This is a genomic window from Mesorhizobium sp. M0208, assembly GCF_040322015.1.
GTDB lineage: Bacteria > Pseudomonadota > Alphaproteobacteria > Rhizobiales > Rhizobiaceae > Mesorhizobium.
The window spans coordinates 19,181-43,003 of the sequence record NZ_JAMYSP010000043.1 but is presented as its reverse complement, the minus strand read 5'-3'; the positions used below and the strand labels follow the sequence as shown (position 1 = coordinate 43,003).

The window sequence follows — 23,823 nt, the reverse complement described above, 5'->3', positions numbered from 1 at the left end:
TTGAAAGCGGTGGAGAAAGACAATGCCCACAAATACGAAGATTGATGGCTTTCTAAAGGTTCCGGGCATCAAGGGTCCAAGCACGCGAGATGGCCATGAGGACGAAATCGAAATCCATGGCGTCGATTACAAGATGATCGCGCCCTATGATCCAAATTCGCTCTCGCGCCGCGGTCGTGTGTCTTTGGGTATGATCAAGTTCACCAAGCACTATGACAAGTCTTCGCCCTACCTGAAAAAGGCGCTGTTCGAGAACAAGGCGCTGGACGAAGTCGTGTTTTCGGCACGGCGGACCATTGATGGTGAGACCAAGGATTACCTGGTCGTCACACTCACCGACGCCTCGATCATGGAATACGACATGTCGCAGGCCGAGGATGAGGAAGACCTGATCGAGGAAGAGGTCAGCTTCGCATACAAGAAGATAAAGTTCGTCTACGACGACAACGACGAAATCGAAATGGATGTCTATGTCGGCAAGTGAGGCGCGGCGGCCCGGCGCGGACAAGTCGCTGGGTAGCGGCAGTTCGCGAGCAAAGCGCGAAGCGGTCCAGCCCTCTCTGTGGGACCGCCTCGTAAACGATCTGCCGGGCGTGACCTCCGAGATAGACGGACTGCGCCAGGCACTGCAGGACGAGCTTGGCGCGGAGCGGCTGGACAACCTAGTTGCGGCTAGTGCGCGGCTCATCGACGCCGACACGGAGTTGACGGCCGACCAGAAGCGGCGTCTGCATCGCCTGGCCTTTCAGAGCCAGCACCGCGCTGAAATCGAAAGCCGCGGCGTGGTGGTGTCGGCTCGTGTGCTCAAGGAGGCTGTGCGGCGCGATGTCGAGGCTTTGTTCAACACCGAACGCTTCGAGGCCATTCCGCTGCTTTCCGACCTTGAAACCGAGCAGGCTGCGGACAACCCGCCGTCGCTCGCCGATTTTCCGGAGGTGCGTCGCAGCGTCGTCAATTACGGCGTGCCTTCCTTCTCGGGCCGTTCCTCCCGCGACTTCGATCGCGAGGCCCTGGCGCGCGAGATCCGCTCGGTGCTTGCCACCTTCGAGCCGCGTCTCAAGGACAGTGCAACAAAGGTTACGGTAACCCTTGGCGACAAAACCGTGGGCCTGAAGATCGAAATAGATGCGGTGTTGATCATGACGCCGACGCCCGAACGCATGCGCCTGCGCACCACGATCAACCTCGATAACGGCTTGGCTCGGACCGAATTTAGGGAAGCCTGAGATGGATCGGGTCTTCGTAGAATATTACGAGGAGGAACTGACCCATATCCGTGCGCTCGCGGCAGAATTTGCCGACATGCATCCGGCGGTGGCACGCAACCTTTCACTCGATACGGTCCCCTGTCCGGACCCCTATGTCGAGCGGCTGCTTGACGGTGTTGCCTTCTTGGCCGCGCGGACCCGGCTCAAGGTTGATGCGGAACGCTCGCGCTTCTCGCGAGCCGTCCTTGATGTTCTCTATCCCGATCTTGTCACGCCGGCGCCGGCAACGGCCATGGTGGTCCTCAGACCCGGCCAGCAGGTCCAGACAATGATTGGGGGGCATGTCGTCAAGCGCAACACGCGGCTGGTTTCCAGCCTCCAGCCTGGCCTGTCGACGCGTTGCACGTTCACCACCGCCCAGGACATCACGCTGTGGCCGATAGCCATCACCTCGGTCGGGTATTTTCAGGATCGCAGCGCCTTGGCGGCAGCCGGCATCACGCGGATCGGCGGTGTCGATGGCGAGGCGGCGCTTCGCATCACGCTGGCCCGTACTGGAAAAGGCAAGCTCGACGAACTGTCGCTCGACCGGCTTGATCTCTACTTTGCCGCGCGCACCAAGGCACCACTGCTTTTCGATGCGATTTTCGGCGCCTGCTCAGCCGTTGGTGCACGACCGGGAGGCAAGACCAACCCAATATCGGCGTTGCCGCCACCCGAAATGGTCGGCATCAGCGACGACGAGGCTCTGATGCCTCGTACACGTCCGACCTTCGAAGGATATCGTCTTCTGCGCGAACATTTCATGATGCCGGAGCGCTTTCACTATGCTCGGGTTTCGGGGTTGCAGCCCATCGTGCGCAGATGCACAGCCGAGCTCGAGATCATCTTCATCTTCAGGCGTCCGGCGCCTGAACTTGCCGATCTGATGGCGGCCGATTTTGAACTTTTCGCAACGCCGATCATCAATCTGTTCGAACGCGAGTGCAACGTCGTCGAGCTCGATCCGCGCAAAACGCGGCAGGTGCTGCATGCCGACCGCACGCGAGCGCGGGACTTCGAAATCTATCGGGTTATCCGCGTCGAGGACGCCGACAGCGAGGGCAGCGACGCCACAATCCCGGAGCTCTTCAGCCTGGGACAGAACCGCGGCAGCGGCTGGGTTTATTCCACCGAACGGCGCCCACGCCGCCCGACGGAGGAGGAACGGCGCGATGGCCTCACCCGCACTTCATACACGGGCGATGACGTTTTCCTGGCGATTTCACGCCCAGCGGAAAGTCCACCGAACCGGCCGCTGAAGCGCGTCGACATCGTGGCGCTCTGCACCAACCGCGATCTGCCGATCCTTGACGACAACCCTACCTTGACGCTGGAAGCCGGCGATCCGGTCGAAACGATCCGGCTTCTCGGCGCATTGCGCCCGCCTCGCCCAGCCATCCCCGCAGCGCTGCCGGCGGGCGCGGCGGGTGAATCGCGAGCCGACAATCTCGCCTGGCGGCTTGTAGCGCAGCTCGCGCTCAACTTTCTAAGCCTTGCAAAGGAAGGTCGCGGCGTCGAGCCGCTGCATGCGCTGCTTGAGCTTTACGCCGACAGGGGAGACCCGAGCCTCGCCCGCAATGTGCACTCGATCGTGCGCATCGACTCCCGGTCGGTCATCGAGCGGCTGCAGATCGATGGGCCGATGTGCTTCGGACGAGGCACGGAGGTGACATTGCATGTCGATCAATCGGTCCTGGCGGGGCAAAGCACCTTGCTGCTTTCGGCCCTGCTGGCACGGCTGTTTGCCCGTCATGCCGGAATAAACGGCTTTGTGCGAACCCGCACATGGCTGCTGCAGAAGCGGGAGGATGTGCCATGGCCGATGACGCCCGGCAATCGCTACCTGATCTAGACAAGCCTGGCCGGTACGAAGAGCTGTCGGATGCGTTCGACTTCTTCGAGCTGTTGCGGCGACTCGAACGGAGAGGCGGGCTGTTCGGCTATTCCGGCCCGCCGGAGCGCGAACCCTCGCGGCTCGGGCAGCATGTCCGTCTCAGCTTTTCCGCCAAGGACTTGGCAGAATTCCGCGAAGCGACTGACAAAGCGCCCGCCCGGGTTACGGTCGCAAACATTGGTCTGATGGGACCTGAAGGTCCGATGCCCCTGCATTTGACGCGCTGGGTGCTCGATCGCCTGTCGCAACGCTGGTTCACAGGCGCCGATGCGCAGCAGACCAGCGACACAACCTTCATGGACTTCGTCAACATTCTTCAGAACCGGATGATCGCGCTGTATTACAGGGCTTGGGCGGATGCGCATCCGGCGGTTCAGGTCGAGCGCGCGGCAGGCGGGCGCGTTCGCGCCATGCTCGAAGCCATGGCGGGGATAGGGCTTCCCGGCACCCACAATCCCGAACTGGACGCCGTGAAGCTGCGCCAGGCAGCTTCGCTTGCCAATCAGGTCGACGGCCCCGAGCGGCTGACGCTGTTCCTGGCGGAGGCGTTCAAGGTGCCGGTCCAGATCAGGGAGTTCATCGCTGCCTGGATGACCATACCAGCCGCGCTCCAGACACGCCTAGGCAAAGCCTACATAGCGCTCGGCCGGGGAGCAACGATCGGTCCGCGTGTCTTCAACCGTCAAAGCAGGATCGAGCTCCGTGTCGGCCCACTGGGCTACGAGGAGTTCAAGGCGTTCCTGCCGGGCGGTCAGCGCCTCAAATTGTTCAAGCAGGCCGTTAGCGACATGGTCGGCGAATCGCTCGACGTCGATCTGCGCATCGTGCTGGCGCGCGATGCCGTTCCGCCGCCGCGTATTGGAACCGTCCAACTCGCCCGGACCGCGTGGCTTGCGCGGCCCGCTGAAAGGGGCGATGCTGACGACATGCGGCTGCGGACATTAGTCGGCTGGCGGCAGGAAGGGGCGGAGGTCGCGGCATGAGTCTGCTGCTGACGCTGGAGCAAGGGCCACGCACCCAGGCGGTACGGCAGACCCGGCTTGACGAGGGGGAACTGGTGATCGGCCGCAGCGCGGACGCCGGCTGGCAGATCGACGATCCCGACATGTTCGTTTCGCGCGCCCATTGCAGGATCACTGGTGGGCGCGACGGATATTTCGTCACTGATACGTCAAGCAGCGGATTGTTCATAGACGACTCCGACAGCCCGCTCGGTGCCGGCAAGTCGACGCGTCTTCGCAATGGCATGCGGCTGAGACTGGGCGATTACGTCGTGTATGTCGATCTGCAGACGCCGAGTGCCCAAGCCACAGCAGCAGCAGCCGCAGGGCCAGGTCCGGAGCGCTCCCCACCGGCGTCTCGGGCGCCGGTCAGCATCGGCCGTGACGATTTCTTTTCAGCCACCGTGGAAGAAGAGCCGCAGCGGCCACGTCCAGCCGGGCTGCCGAACCCGTTCGAGCAGCCGATCCCGGGTGCGTTCGAACGGGCCAATTCCAGACAGCGCAGCTCGCCTGCTTTCGATGACCCGTTCAGCCTCGATCCGATCGCAACACCCGTATCCAAAGGCACCGCAGGACCAGCCCGCGCGCCCAACCAGACAGACCCATTCGGCCTCGACTCGGGATCGTTCCCCAACGGCGCGACGGAGCCGGCTACGGCAAAGCTGCCGGAATTCAATGACGACTTCGGTTTTGGGCCAGCCGCGGCGCCCAGCCCGGGACGCGATGCGGGCTCGAACGGTCAGCGCGAGCGCGACGCCCAACCACTGCAAGCGGCCAATCCCTGGGACGTGCCCGTGCGAGCGGCAGATGCCCCTCCGCCAATGCGAGCAGGCCCAGCCGCCAGCCCCGCCCGCCAGCCGCCTGCGAGGCAGCACGCCGAAATGGCGCTTCGCACCGCATTCCTGCGCGGCATGGGGATCGCGGAAGCCGATTTTCCCGGGCGCGATGCCGTCGGCGAGATGGAGAAGTTCGGCCGCGAATATCGGCTTATGATGGAAGGATTGATGCAGCTGCTACGCAAGCGTGCCGAAGAAAAGGGAAATGCTCGCGTTGCGCAGACAATGGTCGGAGCCTCCGACGTCAATCCACTCAAGTTTCTGCCGACGGTCGACGACGCTATCGTGACGCTTATCGCCGAACGCAGCCCCGGATTTCTGGCCGGCGAAGCGGCTATCGCGGATGCGGTTCGCGACCTCGCACAACATCACGTACGCGCCTGGCGCGGCGTGCAGGCCGCCTTGCGGCGGATGGTCGACCGTTTTGAGCCGGCAGCCATCGAAGAAGAGCTGAAATCGAGTTCCGCGATCGGCACGCTGTTGTCGGGCGGGCGCGGCGCCAAGCTGTGGGAGCTTTATCAGAAACGCCATCGTGAAATCGCCGAGAGCGCGGAAAAGAGCTTTCTCGGCGAAATCGGCGCTGATTTTCGGGATGCATATGAGGAGGAGTAACACATGATCGATCGACGCGAATTTATCGTTGCCTTGGGTGCGACCGGGCTGCTTACGGCCTGTCAAAGCGCCGGGCCGCCAAAACCGTCGGTCATCACGGTCAAGCTGACAGGGGCGGCCGGCATGAACCCTGGACCAGGCGGCGGCGACCGGCCAGTGACGGTGCTGGCCATGCGGCTGCGCAGCACCGGTAAGTTCAATTCCGCCGACTACTTTGCCTTGCAGGGGGATGCCGGCTCGGCACTGGCAGGTGATCTCATCGGATCCGACCAGATTGCCGTCGCGCCTGGAAAAACCGCGACCAAGACCATTACGGTTGAACCGGATGCGACGGCCCTGGGCTTCGTTGCACTTATCCGTGAGCCTGGCGGGCGAAACTGGCGGACGACCAAATCGGTTTCGCCCGGATCAAACTTTGCGATCAATGTCACACTCGGCAGCGGCGGCATTTCCGCCTGACGGCCAAGGCAAGGGGAGCTCGATGCAGAGAGTAGCCGGATGAGCGATGCAAACAGGGTGCTGTGGTCCGAGGGCCTTTTTCTGCGGACCCAGCATTTCCAGCAGCAGGACCGTTTCTTCGAGGCGACTGTGCGCGGCGCGTTGCAGGCCGGCCAGCTGCACACGTTCGGCTTTCAGCAATTGACCCTGGATAAGGCATTGCTCGATGCCGGCCAGATCTCGATCCTGTCTGCACGAGGCATTTTCCCTGACGGTACCCCCTTCTCCATTCCGGATCTGATGGACGCGCCGCGTCCGCTGCCGGTCACCCCGGATACAGGCGCCGGCCCAGTGCTGGTCGCCCTGCCGCTCGAGCCGGACGGCGGCGTTGGCTTCGATCCCGCGCATGCGCCACCCAGCGGTGCGCGCTATCATGGACGGATCGTTTCGGTGCGCGATGCCGTCCAGGGCGGTTCAGACCCCGAAGAAATCGAAATCGCCCGACCGCAATCGCTGTTACTTGCACCCGGCAAATCGGTCGGCGGCTATACCGCCCTGCCGATAGCCGACATCAAGGGGGTTCGCGCCGATGGCGGCGTTTCGCTGGACGAGACATTCCTGCCACCGGCCCTGGTTACTGGTGCAGTGGCCTGGTACCGGCAATTGCTTCTGGAGGTCGTCACAGGCCTTGACCAGATCGCCGAGGCGCATGGCAAGATGGTCATGGGCGGGCCAGGGCGCAGTGTCGAAGACCTGTTGATGCTCAACCTCGCCAACGCGGCGCGTCCGCGCCTGGCCCATATGCTGGCGCAGGATGTTTTCCATCCGGCCGAACTCTATCTGGAACTGGCCGGGCTTGCCGGTTCGATGGCGACCTACGGCTCGAGCGCGCGGCGACTGGGCGAGCTGCCGGCTTACGATCACATGGCGCCCGGCCCACCGTTTTCGGCGCTGGCGGATGCATTGCGCTCACTGATCCTGAGCCTGCGCTACATCGAGCCGAAATCGCGCGCGCTGCCCGTCATGCGTCATTCGACCAATGTTTGGAAAATCCGCATCGACAATCCGAAGCTGCTGGTGGCCAGCCGGATCGTCATCCGGGTCGGTTCGGAACTGTCGGAGGACGCGCTACGCAAGATATTCGTCAACCAGGCGACCGTGGGCTCCGCGGATGAGTTCGAGGGCCTGTGGAAGTCCCGCCTGCCCGGCATCCCGCTGAAACCGCTTCATTCGCAACCGCGCGAGATTCCTTACGACGGCGATCGGCTGTGCCTTGAGCTCGACCAGAAAAGCGAGCACTGGGCATCGCTGCTCGGTGCCCCAGGCTTCGTCATTGGCGTTTCGGGTGTACTGCCGAGCGAACCGCAGGTGGACTGCTATTCGGTGAACAGGTGAAACCATGAGCCGGGATGATCCTTTCGGACTGTCGGAGGATCGCGAACGCACTCGCATCAGGCTGACCGGCACGCCGATGCCGCGGCCGATGGCGGCATCCTTGCCGGGCGGGCCGGTAAAACGCTCGCGCACCCACCCGAACGGCCTTGTCAACGCCTTCGCGCCCCTGCTCGAGTTTGCGCCGGAGCTTGAGAGCGCGCTGCCACCGGAGAATCCGGAAGTGTTACGAACCAGGCTGCTCGAAGAACTGGTTCGGGCACGCGACACGGCAATGGCGGCGGGGTCGTCGATGGAACGGGCCGATCAGGCAGCCTGGGTGGTGGCGGCCTTGCTCGACGATCTGGCACTGAACACGCCCTGGGGCGGGGCCAGCGCGTGGCCGCGTCAGCCGCTTGTGGTCATGTTGCGGGGCGATGTCGACGCCGGCACGCAGTTCTTTACACGGCTCGACGAACTGGAACGTCATCCGAACCGAGATCGCGAATTGCTCGAACTCCAGTATGACTGCCTGGCACTCGGTTTTCGCGGCAAGTATCGCGTGCCCGGCCGGTCGGGCGATCGCTCGCTCAATGCCGTTCGTGTGGCCGCGGCACGTTTCCTGCGCGATACCGACGCCGAGAATGCCCCGCTGTCACCAAACTGGAAGGGCGTCATCGCATCCGATGAGCCGCAGCGCTTCATCGTTCCGATCTGGGTGATGGCCCTGGCCGCAACGGTTATCGCCACCGCGACTTATGTCGGGCTCTCGATGGGACTCAGCAGCCAGGCGGTTGAGCTTTCAGCGCTGGTCCGCGCCTTGCCGCCGCCGACACGTGGCGACATCAGCCGCGTGTCGCCAACGGTCGATGTCCCGCCGCCGGAGACTGTGGATTTTGCACTGCTGCCCGAATTTGAGGCCGGGGCGCCGGGCAATCTCAGATCGGCTCTCAGCGGCACGGAGAGCGTTTCGCTGGCCAAGCTGGTCATCCAGGCATCCAACCCCGAACTGTTCCAGTCGTCGCGGCCAACACTGACGGAAGGATTCGAGCCGCTGATCGGCTCGATCGCCAAGGTGATCCTTGCGAATCGTGACCTGATCGGCAACATCACTGTGGTCGGACATACGGACGGGGTTCCTCTGCAAAGAACCAATCCGCTGTCGACCAACCAGCGACTGTCTGAGGCTCGCGCCCAGACCATTGCCGACATGCTGGTACAAAACGGAGTGCCGCAGGAACGCGTCCATTCCGAGGGCCGGGCAGCCACGGATCCAGTGGCCGACGACGGCACGCGCGAGGGCCGGGCCCTGAACCGGCGCGTTGAGGTGCTGGTCGAAAAGAGGCTGTGAGATGTTCATCCTGCGCTTCCTCTGGGCGGTCCTGACATCGCGCTGGCTGTGGACACTGATTGGCATCACGCTGCTTTCGTTGGTGATCTGGGTATTCGGGCCGATCGTCAGGGTCGGACCCTACGACCCTTTCGCCTCGGACAATGTGCGCATCGTCATCATCGCGCTGCTGGTCATCTTCTGGCTGATCTGGCTGATCGTTGCCCAGCGTCGGGCGATCCGTGCCAACCGGATGTTCGTCGCCGAAATCGCCGCGCCGGCGGTGGAGAAGCCACTCAGCCCCGGCGAAGAGAATGTCGCTGCCGTCGGTGCCAAGTTCGCCGAGGTCCTGGCCGAGTTGAAGCGCCGCAAACTGGGCGGTCGCAAGTTCCTGCGCGAGATGCCGTGGTACGTTATCGTCGGGCCGCCGGCCACCGGCAAGACCACAGCCTTGCGGCAGTCGGGGTTGAACTTTCCGATCGACCTGACCGACGACCTGCAAGGGGTCGGCGGCACGCGCAATTGCGACTGGTTCTTTTCGGAGAGCGCGGTTCTGATCGACACTGCAGGCCGTTATGTCCAACAGGAGAGCCAACCCGACGTCGACGCGGTGGAGTGGCTGGGCTTCCTCGACCTTTTGAAGAAGCACCGGGGCCGTCGCGCGCTCAACGGTGTGATCGTCGCGCTTTCGATCGATGTGCTTTCGGAGGGCGACGACGCCATCAAGGCGCATGGCCGCAAGATCCGGCGTCGGCTGGCCGAGCTCAACGATCGCCTCGAGATCCGCCTTCCGGTCTATCTGATGCTGACCAAAGCCGACCTGATCAAGGGATTTGAGGCTTTCTTCGGCGGTTTGTCGACGGCGGCGCGCGAGCAGGTCTGGGGGACCACGTTCGCACTCGACGCGCATGTGGATGCAAGGACCATCGAGCGGGAAATCGCGACGTTAGCAACCGAGCTCGAGCGGCGGCTGGTGCCCCGGCTGGAGGATGAGGACAAGCTTGCCGCCCGCGCCGAAATCTTCAGGTTTCCCGCCCAACTCGCCAGCCTGTCCGAGCCGATCCAGGTACTGGTCGAGGCGATGTTCGGGGAAAGCCGGTATGAGGAGGCCCCCTGGCTGCGTGGCCTTTATCTGACATCGGCGACCCAGGAAGGGGCGCCGATCGACCGGCTGACCGCAGCGCTGTCTGCCTCCTTCGGCCTTCCGCCGCGCCGGGCGTTGCCCGCGCCGCGTGTCGAAAAACGCAGCTTCTTCCTAAAGAATCTGCTTACCGAAGTCATCTTCAAGGAAGCCGGCCTCGGCACCTTCGATCCGCTGGCGCAACGCCGCCGCGCCTGGGTCTGGCGTGGCGCGGCTGCCGCATGTGCCGCAGCCGCCCTGCTGGTCAGCGGGCTGTTCACCTGGTCCTATTACGACAACCGCAACGCGATCGCGGCCCAGGCAAGCCAGTTCGAGGCGCTGCAGACGCCACTGACCTCGGCCGCGGCAAACCCGGCATCCGTAGAACAGCCTGCCATCGATGTCGCCCTCGGTGCCATGGATGAGGTCGCAAATGCCCGCACCCCACCGCCTGGCGCAGCACAGGATTTGCTGGGGCCATCAGCCTCGGCGGAACTGGTGCGAGCACAGACCGACACTTACGATCACGCTTTGCGCAATATTCTTGAGCCGCACATGGTGGCGCTGCTCGAGGCGACGATGTGGCGGCAGATCCGCGATCCGGACTTCATGCTTGGCGCGCTGAAGACCTATCGCATGATGACCGGCCTCTCCCAGATGGATCCGGATTTCGCCCAGAACTGGTGGGTAAACAGTCTGCCCGAATTCGCGGCCGCGGCCCCCTTCCCGACAGCTGACGCGGAAGAGCACCAGCTTGCCGCGATCCGTCGCATGGCGGTTGACGCCAGTTATATCACCCCGGACCAGGCACTGGTTGCAGAGGCATTAAAAACCGTCTGCACGATTTCCTTGCCGGCGCGTGCCTACAAGCAGTTGCTGGCCGACCCGGCGGTGGCTGCGCTCAAGGAATGGATCCCTGCAAACTTCGCCGGCCCAAACGGCGCCAAAGTCTTTGCGCGGCGTTCCGACAAGACGCTTCGGGTCGGCATTTCGGGAGCGTTCACCTATGCCGGCTTCCATGACGCCATTCTCGACCGGGTCGAGGATGTCGCCGCCCAGGCAGCACTCGACCGGGCGGTGTTCGCCGGCGGTTGCTCGGAGAATTCCGAAACCTCGGTGTCGGCGCTGTCAGAGGATATTCTGAAACTTTATTACGACGACTATATCGCGCAATGGGACAGCTTCCTGCGCGACATGAGGCTTGCGCCACTAACCGACCTAAACGTCGCCAGTGAAAACCTCAAGGATCTTTCAAGCGCCGACTCCGCGCTGAAGCGCCTGGTCACCGCGGTGGTCCAGGAGACCGAGCTTACGCGATCCGATGAAGCGCCGGCAAACGACAAAGCGGCGGCAGGTGGCTCGAAACTGCTTGGCAAGCTGGGCAAGCTTGGCAAGATCGTAAAAACCGGAGCAAAGCTTTTGCCGCGTGCGGGCTCCGCCGACGAAGTGGATCTTACCGGCAGTCTGGTGGCCGAGCATTTCAAGCCGCTCAAGGGTGCCATCGCCGAGGTCGAGGGCCAGCCGCCGGCGCTCGACGCCGCCATTGTCGCTCTCACCGCACTGTCCAACGTGCTGCAGACGGTAACGGCCAATCCCGATCCTCAGGACGCCATCAAGAAGCAGGGCGGCCTGGCAGAACTGACTGGAGCAGTTGCCAGGCAGGCGCAGATCCTGCCCGACCCAATCGACGATTGGTTGGGCGGCATTGCCGGCGATACCAGCGGCCTCACGCAGAAGGCGGTCACCTCGGAGCTCAACGCGATCTGGCGAGCCGACGTCCTGCCGTTCTGCCAGGCAGCACTCAACAACCGCTATCCTTTCAGCCCTGACAGCGCCGTAGACGTCAATGTTCGCGACTTCGCCCGCCTGTTCGGACCGGCAGGGCTGATCGACAACTTCATAAACGACCACCTGATCAGCTATGTCGACACGTCGGCGCAGCCATGGAAATGGCGCGCCGATTTCGGCCTCGATCCTTCGGCACTGGCCGCGTTAGAACAGGCAAGACGGATCCGCGATGATCTCTTTCCCGGCGGTACAGGCCCGCTGATGAGCTTCACGCTCGAACCGAAGGACCTGTCGCCCAATGTTGCGCGCGTGACGCTCAACCTCGACGGCCAGAACCTCGTCTACTATAACAATGCAACGAGGCCGCAGCCGATGACATGGCCCGGCAAGGACGGCACAGGGGTCATCTCGCTTGCCTTCCAGCCGATCGATGGCTCGCCCGAAATCTTGCTCAACGAGACCGGTAGCTGGGCGTGGCTGAGAATGTTGCGCAGCGGTCGCTTCACCGGCACCGCGCTGTCGGATGTCTACAGCCTGCGCCTGGGGACGAACGGCATGTACGCCGATTTCCAACTCAAGGCCGCCAGCGTCGAAAATCCCTATAACCTGCAGATGTTCAAGAAATTTTCATGTCCGCCGCAGATATGAGCACTGGATTTTTCGGCAAGATCCCGACGACGGGCGACTTTGTCGCGTGGAACTTGCCGCGGACCTTCATCGACCGCTGGGACCGCTGGATGTCGATGGAGTTGCTAGCGCGACCAGACGAGGGCGAACTTGACCCGCATGTCTGGCGCTTCACGGTGCCGGCTGGCATCTTCTGCGATCAGCCTTGCGCAGGCGCGTGGCGGATGAGCGAGGATCGCGTCGGGCGCAGATATCCATTCGTAGTCGCCGCCGTCGGACGCCCGCCCCGCATGGAAGACGAATGGTTCGATGCTGTGTCCGAGATCGCAGGTGACGCGGTGGCGCACTACTGGACGAGTGCCATGGTTGCCGAGCGGATCAACGCGGTTCAGCCGACGCCGGCCAACCACGCGGAGCCCAAGATCGTCTTCTGGTGCGACGGCTGGAACGTGCACGAATGCCATTTCAAAGACATTCATGATCTGGCCGACAACGCCCTGCCGGTTATGCGTACCGTGCCTCTGCCGGCCGAGGAAAGCTGATTATGGCCATTACCGTCTTCGCCGAGAACATGGGCTTCTTCCACAAGGGCAGCAATGGCAAGGGGATCGCGCCGGGCGATGTCTGTCTGTCGCCGCCGTCGCCGCCGGCGGGCCCGGTTCCGGTGCCCTATGTCAATATGCTGTCCTCTTCCGACCTGTCGAAGGGTACCAAAAGCGTCAAAATCGACGGCGAGCCGACGGCGATCGAGAATTCTTCGGAGATTTCGACCAGCACCGGCAACGAGCCGGCGACCCAAGGTCTCGGTGCAGGCGTCATCACCCACAAGATCAAAGGCAAGGGCGTTTTCAAATTGTGGTCGTTCACGGTCAAGGCGGAGGGCAAGGGGGTCGATCGCCACGGCGACATGATGGCTCAGAATACGGCAAGCGATATACCCAATTGCATCGACCAGACAGCGATCAATACCTTCAAGGCGCTGCTGAGACGCAAGGGTATCACACCCGGCCCCTGTCCGAGCAAGCCTTACGACGCGAAGGTCCACAGACCAGATAAGGATCCTTCCCCGGCCCAGAAGAAGGCGGTCCGCAACAAACCATGCTGGGAATGCAAGCGGGACGACGCGCGGGTAAAGCGCGCTCACTGGCGCACGACGCGACCGAGCGGTGGGGCGATTGTACGATACGAGGATCCTGTCCATGGGAAGGATATGGCGCGCGGTAAAGGCCATATGACCCATGACCATCAGCCGCCGCTGTGCGTGGCCTGGGCGCTTGGCGGATGCAATATGAAACTTGCGGATTTCAAGAAGTATTTCGAACGGGCAAGCAGGGTCAAGCCGCACTGCGAAGCGCATTTTCGCAGTCAGGGAAGCCAGGCGGAAGCCTATGCGACAAAGCTAGGTGCGCCATGATCGCGATCGCCAAGAGCTACGACGATATCCAGCAGCGCTACATCGCCGAACTGCGCGCGCTCCTGCCCGAAATCAATGCTTGGTGGAGCGGCATCGTTGCAGTCGAAAGCTTTGATGCCATCTCACTAATCTGGCCGACTGGAATTTCCGGGCACCCGCGCTTTCTGCATATCTTTCGCACGCACTATTTCGAGGTGGAGAATCTGAACCGAAAGAACGAGCACGAATTCGTGGAGGAAGCCGAGAAGTCGCTTGAGGAAAAGTGGGGTGTCGACGACCTCGGCGACAGCCCCCGCTATGTCGGCCATATAGACTTGCTGATCGACGACATCCCCAGCAAGGCCCCCGATCTGACCGAAGTGGTCAACGGCTTCGTTTTTGTGCCGATCGGGCTTGACCAGGACGAAGAGATCACCTGATGGCGCTTATCACCTATTTTGAAACCGACCGCGGCATTCGCCGCCTGCTGCGCCAGCCCGGCTACATCGAGCCCCGGGATGCGAAAATCGCGGCGCGCAAGCTCGCCCAGAGTTCGGGGCGGCATCAGGATCTTTTCGACGGGTACTTGGAAGACATCCAAATGGCCTACGAGATCGCGGCGCCCTGGTGGGCAGACACGGTCAAAGCACAACAACAGCAAGGATTGAACCGCGACGAGGCTATCCGCAAGGCGTTCAACAAGCGCGCCGCCGGCGCTGCCGCGCATGGCCACGTGGTGTGGATTGTACGCAATTACTGGCTCGATTGCTGCGACGCCAACAAGAGCTCTGGAGAGGTCATCTATCCCGAAACCCTGCTTCTGCAATGGTTGATCGACGCTAGGAAGAAGGAATTGGTGCGCCTGATCGCCTGTATGCCGTACTGGCCGATCGGCATGGATGAGAACAGAACCTGGTGCTGACCGATGAGCTTTGCCGTCTGGTTGGAGAATCGTACCCCTTTCGCTGTAGGGTCTTACACACTGCCTGATGCGGAAGGTCAGGAGGTTTTCCTGGGCATTTTTTCGGCGAGCTTCCAAGGCGCGGAGGAAACGACAGCCCTGGAACCGGCCCAGGAACAATTGCCGGTGACGCTCAGCGACGTCTTTTTCGGCGATCCTGCTCTTTCATCGACGCGCTACGAGGCTGACATCGCTATGCGCAAGCCCGGCGTGGACGTTATCGTCAACGGCACCGCATACGCGCCGAACGGGAAGCCGGTTCGAGAAATGCAAGCCGGACTGAAGTTCGGGCCATTGCAAAAGGTACTCAGTATCGTCGGCGACCGCATGTACGATGCCGGCAGCTATAGCGCGCCACATCCATTCACACGGATGCCTATCGTCTATGAACGCGCCTACGGCGGCACCACCGCCGATCTGAAGACCCATCCTCACAATCCGCTGGGAGTGGGTTTCGCCCTTGCCCGCTCGGCTGATCCAGCAGTCAAGACGCAGGCGCCAAACATAACCTACCCGGCCGAGCCATTCATGAGTCCCTCGGACAAGCCGCGGCCGGCCGGTTTCGGGGCGCTCGGGCGCGGGTGGCAGCCGCGCCTGCCGTTGGCAGGGACCTATGATCAGGCCTGGATCGACTCCCAGTGGCCCTTGCCACCGAAGGATTGCGATCCGCGCTACAATCTCGCGGCGCCGGCGGACCAGCAACTTCCCGATCTCAACGGCGGCGATCAGGTCACTCTGATAGGACTCACTCCCGGCGGCCGGTGGAAATTTAAGCTCCCAAGCGTGGTCGCGCCCATCCGCCTGATCTTCGATGACCGCGTCGAAGACCAAGTTTTCAAAGTGGATACGATCATCATCGAGCCCGACATATTTAGGGTCACGATGAAGGCGCGGGTGGCTATGACGACGCGGCGCAACCGGCCTGCGCTGCGCGAACTTGTCTTCGGGCACGTCACGCCGGCGCTGATTGCGGCGAAACGAAAGGGTAAGGACTATTTTGCGCTGCGCGGGACTGACGGAACCATTAGCGAACGCCCGGCGTGGCTCCCATGAATCGGCCATTGTATATCGTCGGCGGTGGCGCGGTGACGCCCGCCGGCCTGAACCGGCGGCAAACGCTCGCCGCGATCCGCGCCGGGCTCTCCGCCTATGAAGAGTACCTGCTGGCCGAGCCTATGGGTGCATCGCAGATCGTCTCGCGCATTCCCACTCACTGGTCACTGAAAACCACCGATTGGGACTGGCTGGTCAACATGGCGGCGCGCGCCATCATGGACGCGCTCGCATCGACGGCGGCGGATCCGCGAACGACCGTGCTGATCCTGGTGCTACCGGAGCAGTTCAGGAACCATGCGGCCTTCGAAGAAGAATACCCTTCTGGCTTCCTGAATGCCGTCGTGCGCTCATGCGGCGGACCATTCCATGAGGCATCGCGGGCGCTCGATGGCGGCGCCGCCGCAAGCATTGGCGTGCTTCAGAAAATGCCGGAGATACTTGCCCATCCGGGCGTCGAGCGCGTCTTGCTCGGCGGCGTCGACAGTCTGGTCAACGACAAGGATATCGCTCGGCTCGCCGAGGCGGGACGGCTGAAGGGCTCTGACAATTCTCAAGGGCTTGTTCCCGGAGAGGCGGCAGCCTTTGTTTGCTTGCAATCGAGACCAGATTCGAAGTCATCGTGTCTCGCCGCCATCCATGGCGCCGGCTTTGCTCAGGAAGCCGATAGTGTTCTGACGGAGCGATACAGCCAGGGCAAGGCGCTGCTTGGTGCGCTTCAGGGTGCCTTGAATGGGACCGACAGTGGTCCGCAAGAAACTGACATCGTCTTTGTCGTCAGCAATGGCAATGGGGAGCGCTATAGCGGGTGGGAAGCAAATATAGCAAGATCTCGCTTCTATCGTACACGGCGTGAGATCTTGCCGATTGCCTATCCGGCGATGACCGTCGGCGAGGTGGGAGCGGCCGGTGGGGCGCTGGCGCTACTTGTGGCGTCCGACAGTTTCACCGCCGGCTACGCGCCCGGTCCGGTAGCTATGTGCGAAGTTGCGTCCGAAGCCGGATTGCGCGCCACGGCGCTGGTCAGCCAGGTAAAGTCCAGCTGAATTACATCCAGGCGGGGAAGCGCTGCGTGCGCCGCCAGTCGGCCAATGGGAGGTCACGGTTGTCCAAAGAGGCTCGGATGGCCGCGAGCCGCAGCCGACGCATGGAGCGGAATGCGACGTGTTTGCCCGGTCCCCGCCCATCGTCCCACCATGCACTCGCGCGTTCGGCCATTGGAAGCGGCGAGTCCTCGATCTTGGCGAATGGCTTTCCAAGCGGCGAGGTATCGACTGTGAAGACGTCGGTATCATTGAAATCGACCTCGAACAGATCGCGCCAAGCGAGGCCCGCGGCATAAGCGGATTGGGGCTCGCGCATGCGTTCGATCAGCCAGGGGACGATTGATCTGTCGCCAAGCATTCCTATGGTGGCTAGAGCCGGTAGTCGCAACGAAGGTTCGTTTAGACATTTCTGAAGCCAGGCCTTTGCGGGAGTTCCCGCCGAGGCGAGTAGCCGGATTTCGATCACCTCACCTTGGGGAACACTACGCGAGGCAAGCAATTCATCAAGAACAGGCAGGGCCATACGGTCCGCGCCGAGGAGACAAGCGGCGATCGAGGCCGCCAACCGTTCCGGCAGCTGATCGGCGGCGAGACGCTCAGCTACCGCCGGGAGCAGATCGCGGCGGCGCAACGCGCCAGCCAACCGCAATGCTCGTATACGGATCTCAGCCTGGCTATTTGCGACTAAATCGCCGAGGCTCGGGCCGGCATCGGCGCGATGGTGCCAGAGCGCCGAAAGCCCGATGCATTTTAGCATCGTTTCCCTGGAATCGACCCACTTGGCGACAAAAGGACGGAGTTTCTCGCGCGGTGTCCGGGCGATGGCGCCTGATATACCCTTGATGCCGGTTTCGCCGAGTGCGGCGGCGGCCTCGATCACTGCGGCAAGCGGCTTTTCCAGTCCCCAATGGAGCGCCAGGCACGCCATGACAAAGAGCTCTGGGGCTTCAGAATAATCGGAGAAACGCGCCTTCGCCGCCGCCCACGCAGCCTCGCCCGACGCGAACAGGCCTTCAAGATTGGCGTCCAGCCGCTGGTCGATGCGGCCGATGTCGATTTCGCCCAGTAGCGGTCCATCGATCTCGCGGCGCCGCCGTGACCAGAGGAAAGCGGCGTCCTCCGCGTGCTGGTCAACGATGGCGGGGATCGTCGCAAGGCGCTGCATCGGCTTGACCTAATTCAGGTGAACGGCCGCCCCTCGTATACGGTTCGTACCGGTCGCGTGGCTGTTGAGCTGTGTGCCGCGAATGGAGACGCGCCCGTTCTTCTCCAAAATGATGGACGCCAAGCCACATCTGAACTCAATGCGATCGCGAGCATTCAATATCACCGTCTCACCGTCGCGCAACACTTCGACGGGATGCGGATTGGGACGCGGATCAACTATCCGTCCGACCACAAGCGGCCGGGCGGGGTCACCCGCTTCGAACAGCAGCGCCACTTCCGAGCCGACAGCGGAAGCGTCGAGAGCGGCGAGGCTGCGGGCCTTGAGCGCCGTGTCGCTGGGATTGCCGACGAAAACGACGAGCGGCGAGCCATCATCGAAGCCGATCAGCAACCCAATTATCACCCCATCAACACGCTCCACAACGTCCATCGCTCGGCCCTCAATTGTTGTGAACACTGCTGCCTTTGATTTTGGTCTTGCCGTCGGCCTTCACGTCGATGTCGCCGCTGCCGTCGAGCCTTATGTCCTTGCCCTTGACGCTAATAGTGCCGTCCTTTTTGAGGATGATGCTGGCATCGCCGCATTTCAGCGTGATCTCGTCAGCCGCCTCGACGTAAAGCTTCTTGCCGAACTTCATCACGCCGTCTTCGCCGACAATGACACTGCTCGCCTTGGCGACTTTTAGCGAGTAGGCCCCGCCGACCTCGATCCCCTCGTCCGCTGCAATCTTGGCCAGCCGCGCCTTGCCGACCTGCGAGGAATGGGCGCCGCCAACAGTAAAGCTCTGGTCGGCGGCGACGTCAACCGTCTGCGCGGCGCCGATCTGCCATTTGTCTGCCGAGCCAATCGTGTGGCTCTGCGCCGCGCCTACAGTAACCGATCGTGTCGCACCGATCGTATTCGTTTGCGGTCCGCCGACGCTTCGTGTCTCGGAGGCACCGACCGTATCGACGCGCGCCGCCCCAACCGTGATCGTCTGGACAATCGCTACGGTCTGCGAATGGTTGGCGTCAATGTTTTCCGTAGAGTTCGCGCCGATGTGGATCGTCTCGTTCGATCCGACTGTCAGCGATCGATTCACCCCAACTGTCTCGGTGTCGTTCGACCCGATGTTAGTTGTCTGGTCGACGCCGACCTTGACAGTTTTGTTGTTGCCTACGTCCTCGTCGAGATTGTGCCCGACAGAGTGCTTGGCGTCGTGGTCGATGCGGTCGGACTGATCGTGCTGCACCAACTTGTTGCGGTCGTGCTTAATCAGAAGGTGATGGTCCTTCTGCGCCTGGAAGTTGACCAGTTCGGAGCCTGCCTTGTCCTCGAACATCAGTTCGTTGTAGCCGCCACCACCTTTCGACGAATCGGATTTCCAGCCGGATTGCGTGGCGTTGCCGGGCAGTCCATAAGGCGGCATCTGCGCGGCGTTGTAGACCCTGCCGGTTATGATCGGCAGGTCAGGATCGCCTTCGATGAAGTCGACGATGACCTCCTGGCCGATACGCGGAATCTGGATAAAACCCCAGCCGCTGCCGGCCCAGGTCTGCGAAACCCGCACGAAGCACGAACTGTTCTGGTCCTTCTTGCCCAGCCGGTCCCAATGGAACTGGACCTTCACGCGCGCATATTTGTCGGTGAATATCTCCTCGCCGGACGGACCGACCACAGTCGCCGTCTGAGGGCCGCGCATGATCGGCCGTGTCGTGACCCGTGGCGGACGATAGGGCAATGCCGTGGGTGCCACGCCAAGGATCACCTTGAAGTTCTCGCTCTCGACATCCGCATGGGCTCTGTAGCCGGGGTCGAACAGCCTGTATTCGGCGCTCACCACCAGATACTCTTGGTTCTGGTCCTCGCGCGGAAAGCCGTCCAGCTTGAAGGTGCAGCCTGAATACAGGCCGCGCACGGTTCCAACCGCGGCGATGCGCTGGTGCACCGCCTGGATTTCCTCGCGCCGGATTGCCGCCAGGCTGTCGCCGCGGCCCACTTCGAGATGCGCGCCGGGCTGACGGTAATTTTCACCCGCAGCCAGCTTGTGATTGAACGGCTGGGCCGATTTGGCCATCAGGTCGGCGCCCGGCTTTTTGAAATCATAGTCGGTATGGACATAGGCGCCCGGCCGCACCGAACTGCCCGGGATCCATTCCGTGATATATTCGACATCCCGCCGGGAGCCCTGCCCTTCAAAGTGATAAGGCACTTTTTCATAGCCCGGCGCCGGCTTCAGCTTGCTCATCGAATCGGCAAGCACAAGCGTGTGCTTGCCCTCGCCATGCTCGAAGAAATACAGGATGCCCTCGTGCTCGAGGAGTCGCTGCACGAAATCGAGATCGGTCTCGTCATACTGCACGCAGTATTCGCGCGGCGGATAAGAGCCTTGCAGGCGCTTCTCGTATTTTGCGGTGCTGTATTTTGAAAATACTTCTTCGACGATTTCGACGACGCTCATGTTTTGGAAAATGCGGCAGTCGGTCGTAGTTCCGAGAAACCAGAGCCATGGTCTGACGACCGTTTCGTAATAGGCCAGTTGGTCCTCGATCCGGGTAAGTCTAAACTCGGACACCAGGCCGCTGAACCACCGTTTTGGATCGGATTCACCTTCGATCGAGACGGCCCCACCCAGCATCTTCAGCGGATCGATGTCGTGGTCGGTACTTACGAACCCAACGGTGTAGCCAAAACAACGGCTTATCTCATCGCGCCCGACAAGGTGCGTGAAGGTCAACAGCTCGGCGCCAATCGGCGTCTCCACAACCGTGGCACGTTCATTCGGCATTGGTCGTGCCCCTCCTGGACCCGGCCGCCAGTGGATTTGAAGGTCCTGCTATACTGTCCTGCTATACTAACGACGGCAGGTTCAGGAACTCAAAGCCAAACAATTCTCACTGGGTTGCTGGTCCGTGTCGAGCGTACCACATGTTGTTGCGAGGGCCAAAGCGGCATGCATAGCTGGGCGAAGCAGCAAGATCGAGGGTTCGCCCGCTGCCTTGCGCCAATGTGATGCGAAATTGGATTAGCCACGTTAAAAACATGGAGTATCGTGCCGACAAGGCCGCCAGCGATCACACAGGCGATTGTGCATGTTAATCAGTCTGCAGATCAGCAATGTCGATGCCCTGCCCGCTGGCGTATCCCCCGGCTACAGATCGCGTGATCGCACCTTCAAAATCGGACGCGAAAATTGCGACTGGATCTTACCCGACCCGGACAAGTTCATTTCCGGCCGGCATTGCCAAATTCGATACGAGGCAGGCGCGTTTTGGCTGCATGACATCTCGCGCAATGGCACTTTCATCAACGGATCGAGCCAACGCATCACCGGTCCACACCGGCTGGCGCACGGCGACAGGCTCCTGGTCGGCCGCTACGTCATCTTTGTATCGATTGACGAGCGCGCCTCGCCGACCCATCCGCAAGGCGACGAAGGTTCGACACAACGACACATGCCTATCGCGGCCGATCGGCCGCTTGACTCTGGAGGCGAGCCCTTCTTGAATTCGGCACAGCGATGGCTTGGGCAACGAGCACCGTCGCCGCCCGCGTCGGTCCCGTCGACGAGAGACGAGGTGCTGCGGGAAATCGCGATTGGAGCGGGTATTTCCCCGGAACTGCTGCAGTCGCGGGACCCGCATGAAGTTGCGGCCGAAATTGGCTCGGTCCTGCGGGTGGTGGTCGAGCAACTGGCCATGCTGCTGAAGGCACGTGCGGCCGCCAAAACGCTGGCCAAGAGCACGCACCGGACAATGATAAGCTCCGCCGACAACAACCCGCTTAAGTTCGTGCCGGGGATCGACGACATCCTCGAAATCATGTTTGCACGGCGCAGATCCGGCTATCTCGATGCAAGGCACAGCGTCGAAGATGCGTTCCGCGATCTCAAGACGCACGAATTTGCGACTTATGCCGCCATGCAAGCTGCGCTGTCGCGACTGCTTGACGACCTGTCGCCGGAAGCGATCGGCAAAAAGCTTCCACCGACATCGTTCACCTCCAAGAAGGCCCAAGCATGGGACGCTTTTGTCGCGACATGGCGGACCATGGAGGAAGCCCATGAAAACGGCATGCTGGATATATTCTTGGCCTATTTCGGCGAGGCGTATGCCAAAGCTGACAAGCACAAATAGACCGGCCCAATAGACTGCGCCGTTCTAGCTGACGAAGAAAAGCGCATCGGCGCACCGCATCATGTTCCAATCGACAACATCTGAGATTACGATCACATACGACCGTTCGCCAGGCGGGTAAGCCTGATTGACCTGGGGGTCTGCGGCAGATGTCATATCGCGGCGACATCGTTTCTTGTAGCAAAGACTGCTGCGGACCAAGGGCTCGCTGGCCGGCCCCTTGCTTGCCCTATCCGGCCAGGAAAGATCTGGCGCCTCTCGAACGCGAGCGCGGACATTGCATCGCGGCGGCACATCGGCAATGAGCTCGAAGGACGATCCTTTCGGCCCGGTCGGCAAGACCGTCATCCGCACCAATCCAGGGCGCGGGCAGAATGCCAAACCAGCCGCAAACGAACCGATTGCCAAGTCGGTCAGGCCCTTGGACGTCAAGGAATCGACAGTTTTCGATCCTGACATAGGTCGGCATATGCCGCCGGACTGGACATCCGGAACCATTTTTTATCAGGGAGCGTCGTCCGGTGCAGCGGCCAAAGCCGAGACAGCCGAGTCAAGGCCGATCATTCAGCAGGAGGTGCTGCTCGAAGCCGCCGACACGGTCAAATATTCGACAGCAAATCCGATCCTCGCGGCGTCAGCACCATTGCTTGTCCTGTTCGGGCATCTCAGGCTTGTGCCGGTTGAAAGACAGGCGGCGCCACTGGCCGAGCATATCGCCGAAGCGATCGAGAGGTTCGACCGGACGCTGGAGAAGTCGGGCGTTGCCGAAGAGGATGCGCGGATCGCGAAGTTCGCCCTTTGCGAAACTGCCGACGATCTTGTTGGCAACCTGCCCTGGACCGGCAAGGACACCTGGGCACAGCGCAGTATGTTGTCGCGGTTTTTTCACCTCGAAGCCACGGGCGCCGGCTTTTTCGAAGCGCTAAACAAGGTGCTGGCCAATCCGGAGCCACACTTAGACCTGCTGGAGCTGATGCATGTCTGCCTGTCCCTGGGATTTGAGGGCCAGTATCGGGGCCTGGCGCGCGACGATATCAGTCTCGAACGTGTGCGGCGCGACGTCTACGAGACGCTTCGCTACTTCAGGGCCCGCGCCGGAGAGGACATCTCCCCCCGCTGGCAAAGCATGGCGGCGACGATGGTGCCGTCTTCGACCCGCCTGCCGCTCTGGGGCGTTGCCGCCGCGGCATCAGCCCTGCTGACGGCCGCGTTCTTCACGTTGCGCGCGTTCGTGACCGATGAAGGCGATGCTGCAGCCAGACAGTTGCTGGCGCTCAATCCCTCGACACCCGTGACGATCGAGCGCGCCAGTGTGGTACCCCCACTTGCCGAACCGGCGACAGTTGCCTCGCCTGCCGTAACCGAGCAGATCGACCGCATCCGCTCGGCACTGTCCACGCAAGTCGAGCGCGGCGGGATGACCATCGGCACAAAAGGCGACTTCATCGTAGTGGAGATCAACAATCAATTGTTGTTTCAGCCGGGCAAGACCGAAGTGAAGCCTGAGTCTCAGTCACTGGCCGAACAGATTGCCGCAGCCCTTGAGCACGAGCCGGGGCCAATCAGGATCGTTGGCCACACGGACAACGTGAAGCCACGGAAATCGAGCGCGTTCAAATCCAACTTTGACCTTTCGGTCGCCCGCGCGAAGGCTGTTGGAACAATGATCGCCGCGAAACTTAGCGATCCCGCGCGAGTGACCGCTGATGGCAAGGGCGCAGATGAGCCAATTGCCGACAATGCGACGTCCGAGGGCCGCGCCAAGAACCGCCGTGTCGACGTGATGATCCCCAAGGAGGAAACGCTGTGAAGACCGCCGG

General features: G+C 61.9%; 20 protein-coding genes. 17 read left to right on the top strand and 3 right to left on the bottom strand.

Going from position 1 to position 23,823, the window contains the following annotated elements:
- Positions 1 to 22: 22 nt before the first annotated feature.
- Genes NKJ17_RS29005 through NKJ17_RS28935 form a run of 15 tightly spaced genes read left to right on the top strand, consistent with a single transcriptional unit; the run spans position 23 to position 16,720 of the window.
- The gene (locus NKJ17_RS29005) at positions 23 to 484 is read left to right on the top strand and encodes an Hcp family type VI secretion system effector (RefSeq protein ID WP_352691162.1); all 462 of its coding nucleotides are present in this window, start codon (positions 23 to 25) and stop codon (positions 482 to 484) included.
- Positions 471 to 1,226, top strand: a complete 756-nt coding sequence (gene tssE, locus NKJ17_RS29000) for a type VI secretion system baseplate subunit TssE (protein ID WP_352508053.1) — start codon at positions 471 to 473, stop codon at positions 1,224 to 1,226. Before NKJ17_RS29005 ends, tssE begins: the two co-directional genes overlap by 14 nt.
- Position 1,227: 1 nt before the next feature.
- On the top strand, positions 1,228 to 3,102 hold the full coding sequence (gene tssF / locus NKJ17_RS28995; RefSeq protein WP_352691161.1) for a type VI secretion system baseplate subunit TssF: 1,875 nt from the start codon (positions 1,228 to 1,230) through the stop codon (positions 3,100 to 3,102).
- Positions 3,066 to 4,127, top strand: coding sequence for a type VI secretion system baseplate subunit TssG (gene tssG, locus NKJ17_RS28990; protein WP_352691160.1), 1,062 nt, complete (start codon positions 3,066 to 3,068; stop codon positions 4,125 to 4,127). The genes tssF and tssG overlap by 37 nt, the downstream gene beginning before the upstream one ends.
- Positions 4,124 to 5,593, top strand: coding sequence for a type VI secretion system-associated FHA domain protein TagH (gene tagH / locus NKJ17_RS28985; protein ID WP_352691159.1), 1,470 nt, complete (start codon positions 4,124 to 4,126; stop codon positions 5,591 to 5,593). Before tssG ends, tagH (NKJ17_RS28985) begins: the two co-directional genes overlap by 4 nt.
- Positions 5,594 to 5,596: 3 nt before the next feature.
- Complete coding sequence (gene tssJ, locus NKJ17_RS28980; RefSeq protein WP_352648180.1) at positions 5,597 to 6,052, top strand: type VI secretion system lipoprotein TssJ; 456 nt, start codon at positions 5,597 to 5,599, stop codon at positions 6,050 to 6,052.
- A 39-nt stretch (positions 6,053 to 6,091) separates the two neighbouring features.
- On the top strand, positions 6,092 to 7,426 hold the full coding sequence (gene tssK, locus NKJ17_RS28975; RefSeq protein WP_352691157.1) for a type VI secretion system baseplate subunit TssK: 1,335 nt from the start codon (positions 6,092 to 6,094) through the stop codon (positions 7,424 to 7,426).
- Positions 7,427 to 7,430: 4 nt separating this feature from the next.
- Positions 7,431 to 8,753 (top strand): type IVB secretion system protein IcmH/DotU, encoded by a 1,323-nt coding sequence (gene icmH / locus NKJ17_RS28970; RefSeq protein WP_352691155.1) that lies wholly within the window; start codon positions 7,431 to 7,433, stop codon positions 8,751 to 8,753.
- 1 nt (position 8,754) lies between these two features.
- Positions 8,755 to 12,288 (top strand): type VI secretion system membrane subunit TssM, encoded by a 3,534-nt coding sequence (gene tssM / locus NKJ17_RS28965; protein ID WP_352691153.1) that lies wholly within the window; start codon positions 8,755 to 8,757, stop codon positions 12,286 to 12,288.
- Positions 12,270 to 12,809 (top strand): type VI secretion system-associated protein TagF, encoded by a 540-nt coding sequence (tagF, locus tag NKJ17_RS28960; protein WP_352508031.1) that lies wholly within the window; start codon positions 12,270 to 12,272, stop codon positions 12,807 to 12,809. Before tssM ends, tagF begins: the two co-directional genes overlap by 19 nt.
- Before the next feature lie 2 nt (positions 12,810 to 12,811).
- Positions 12,812 to 13,681 (top strand): DUF4150 domain-containing protein, encoded by an 870-nt coding sequence (locus NKJ17_RS28955; protein ID WP_352479422.1) that lies wholly within the window; start codon positions 12,812 to 12,814, stop codon positions 13,679 to 13,681.
- A complete protein-coding gene (locus NKJ17_RS28950; RefSeq protein WP_352508030.1) occupies positions 13,678 to 14,100 on the top strand; it encodes a hypothetical protein in 423 nt (140 codons plus the stop codon). The genes NKJ17_RS28955 and NKJ17_RS28950 overlap by 4 nt, the downstream gene beginning before the upstream one ends.
- On the top strand, positions 14,100 to 14,582 hold the full coding sequence (locus NKJ17_RS28945) for a hypothetical protein (protein ID WP_352479424.1): 483 nt from the start codon (positions 14,100 to 14,102) through the stop codon (positions 14,580 to 14,582). Before NKJ17_RS28950 ends, NKJ17_RS28945 begins: the two co-directional genes overlap by 1 nt.
- Positions 14,583 to 14,585: 3 nt before the next feature.
- Positions 14,586 to 15,674, top strand: a complete 1,089-nt coding sequence (locus NKJ17_RS28940; protein ID WP_352508029.1) for a DUF2169 family type VI secretion system accessory protein — start codon at positions 14,586 to 14,588, stop codon at positions 15,672 to 15,674.
- Positions 15,671 to 16,720: a hypothetical protein gene (locus NKJ17_RS28935; RefSeq protein WP_352508028.1), complete on the top strand. Its 1,050-nt coding sequence runs from the start codon at positions 15,671 to 15,673 to the stop codon at positions 16,718 to 16,720. The genes NKJ17_RS28940 and NKJ17_RS28935 overlap by 4 nt, the downstream gene beginning before the upstream one ends.
- A gap of 1 nt (position 16,721) precedes the next feature.
- Here NKJ17_RS28935 and NKJ17_RS28930 read toward each other — a convergent pair whose 3' ends face one another.
- From NKJ17_RS28930 to NKJ17_RS28920, 3 genes are read right to left on the bottom strand one after another with little or no spacing between them, the layout of a single operon-like run.
- A complete protein-coding gene (locus tag NKJ17_RS28930) occupies positions 16,722 to 17,885 on the bottom strand; it encodes a hypothetical protein (RefSeq protein ID WP_352508027.1) in 1,164 nt (387 codons plus the stop codon).
- A gap of 9 nt (positions 17,886 to 17,894) precedes the next feature.
- Positions 17,895 to 18,317 (bottom strand): DUF6484 domain-containing protein, encoded by a 423-nt coding sequence (locus NKJ17_RS28925; protein ID WP_352479429.1) that lies wholly within the window; start codon positions 18,315 to 18,317, stop codon positions 17,895 to 17,897.
- Between the two features lie 10 nt (positions 18,318 to 18,327).
- Positions 18,328 to 20,655, bottom strand: a complete 2,328-nt coding sequence (locus NKJ17_RS28920; protein ID WP_352508026.1) for a type VI secretion system Vgr family protein — start codon at positions 20,653 to 20,655, stop codon at positions 18,328 to 18,330.
- Between the two features lie 304 nt (positions 20,656 to 20,959).
- Between NKJ17_RS28920 and tagH (NKJ17_RS28915) the strand changes: the two genes are divergently transcribed.
- Positions 20,960 to 22,003: a type VI secretion system-associated FHA domain protein TagH gene (tagH, locus tag NKJ17_RS28915; protein WP_352508025.1), complete on the top strand. Its 1,044-nt coding sequence runs from the start codon at positions 20,960 to 20,962 to the stop codon at positions 22,001 to 22,003.
- 301 nt (positions 22,004 to 22,304) lie between these two features.
- Positions 22,305 to 23,813 carry a type VI secretion system protein TssL, long form gene (tssL, locus tag NKJ17_RS28910; protein ID WP_352691149.1) on the top strand — a complete coding sequence of 503 codons (1,509 nt, stop codon included), beginning with the start codon at positions 22,305 to 22,307 and terminating at the stop codon, positions 23,811 to 23,813.
- Positions 23,814 to 23,823: the final 10 nt, after the last annotated feature.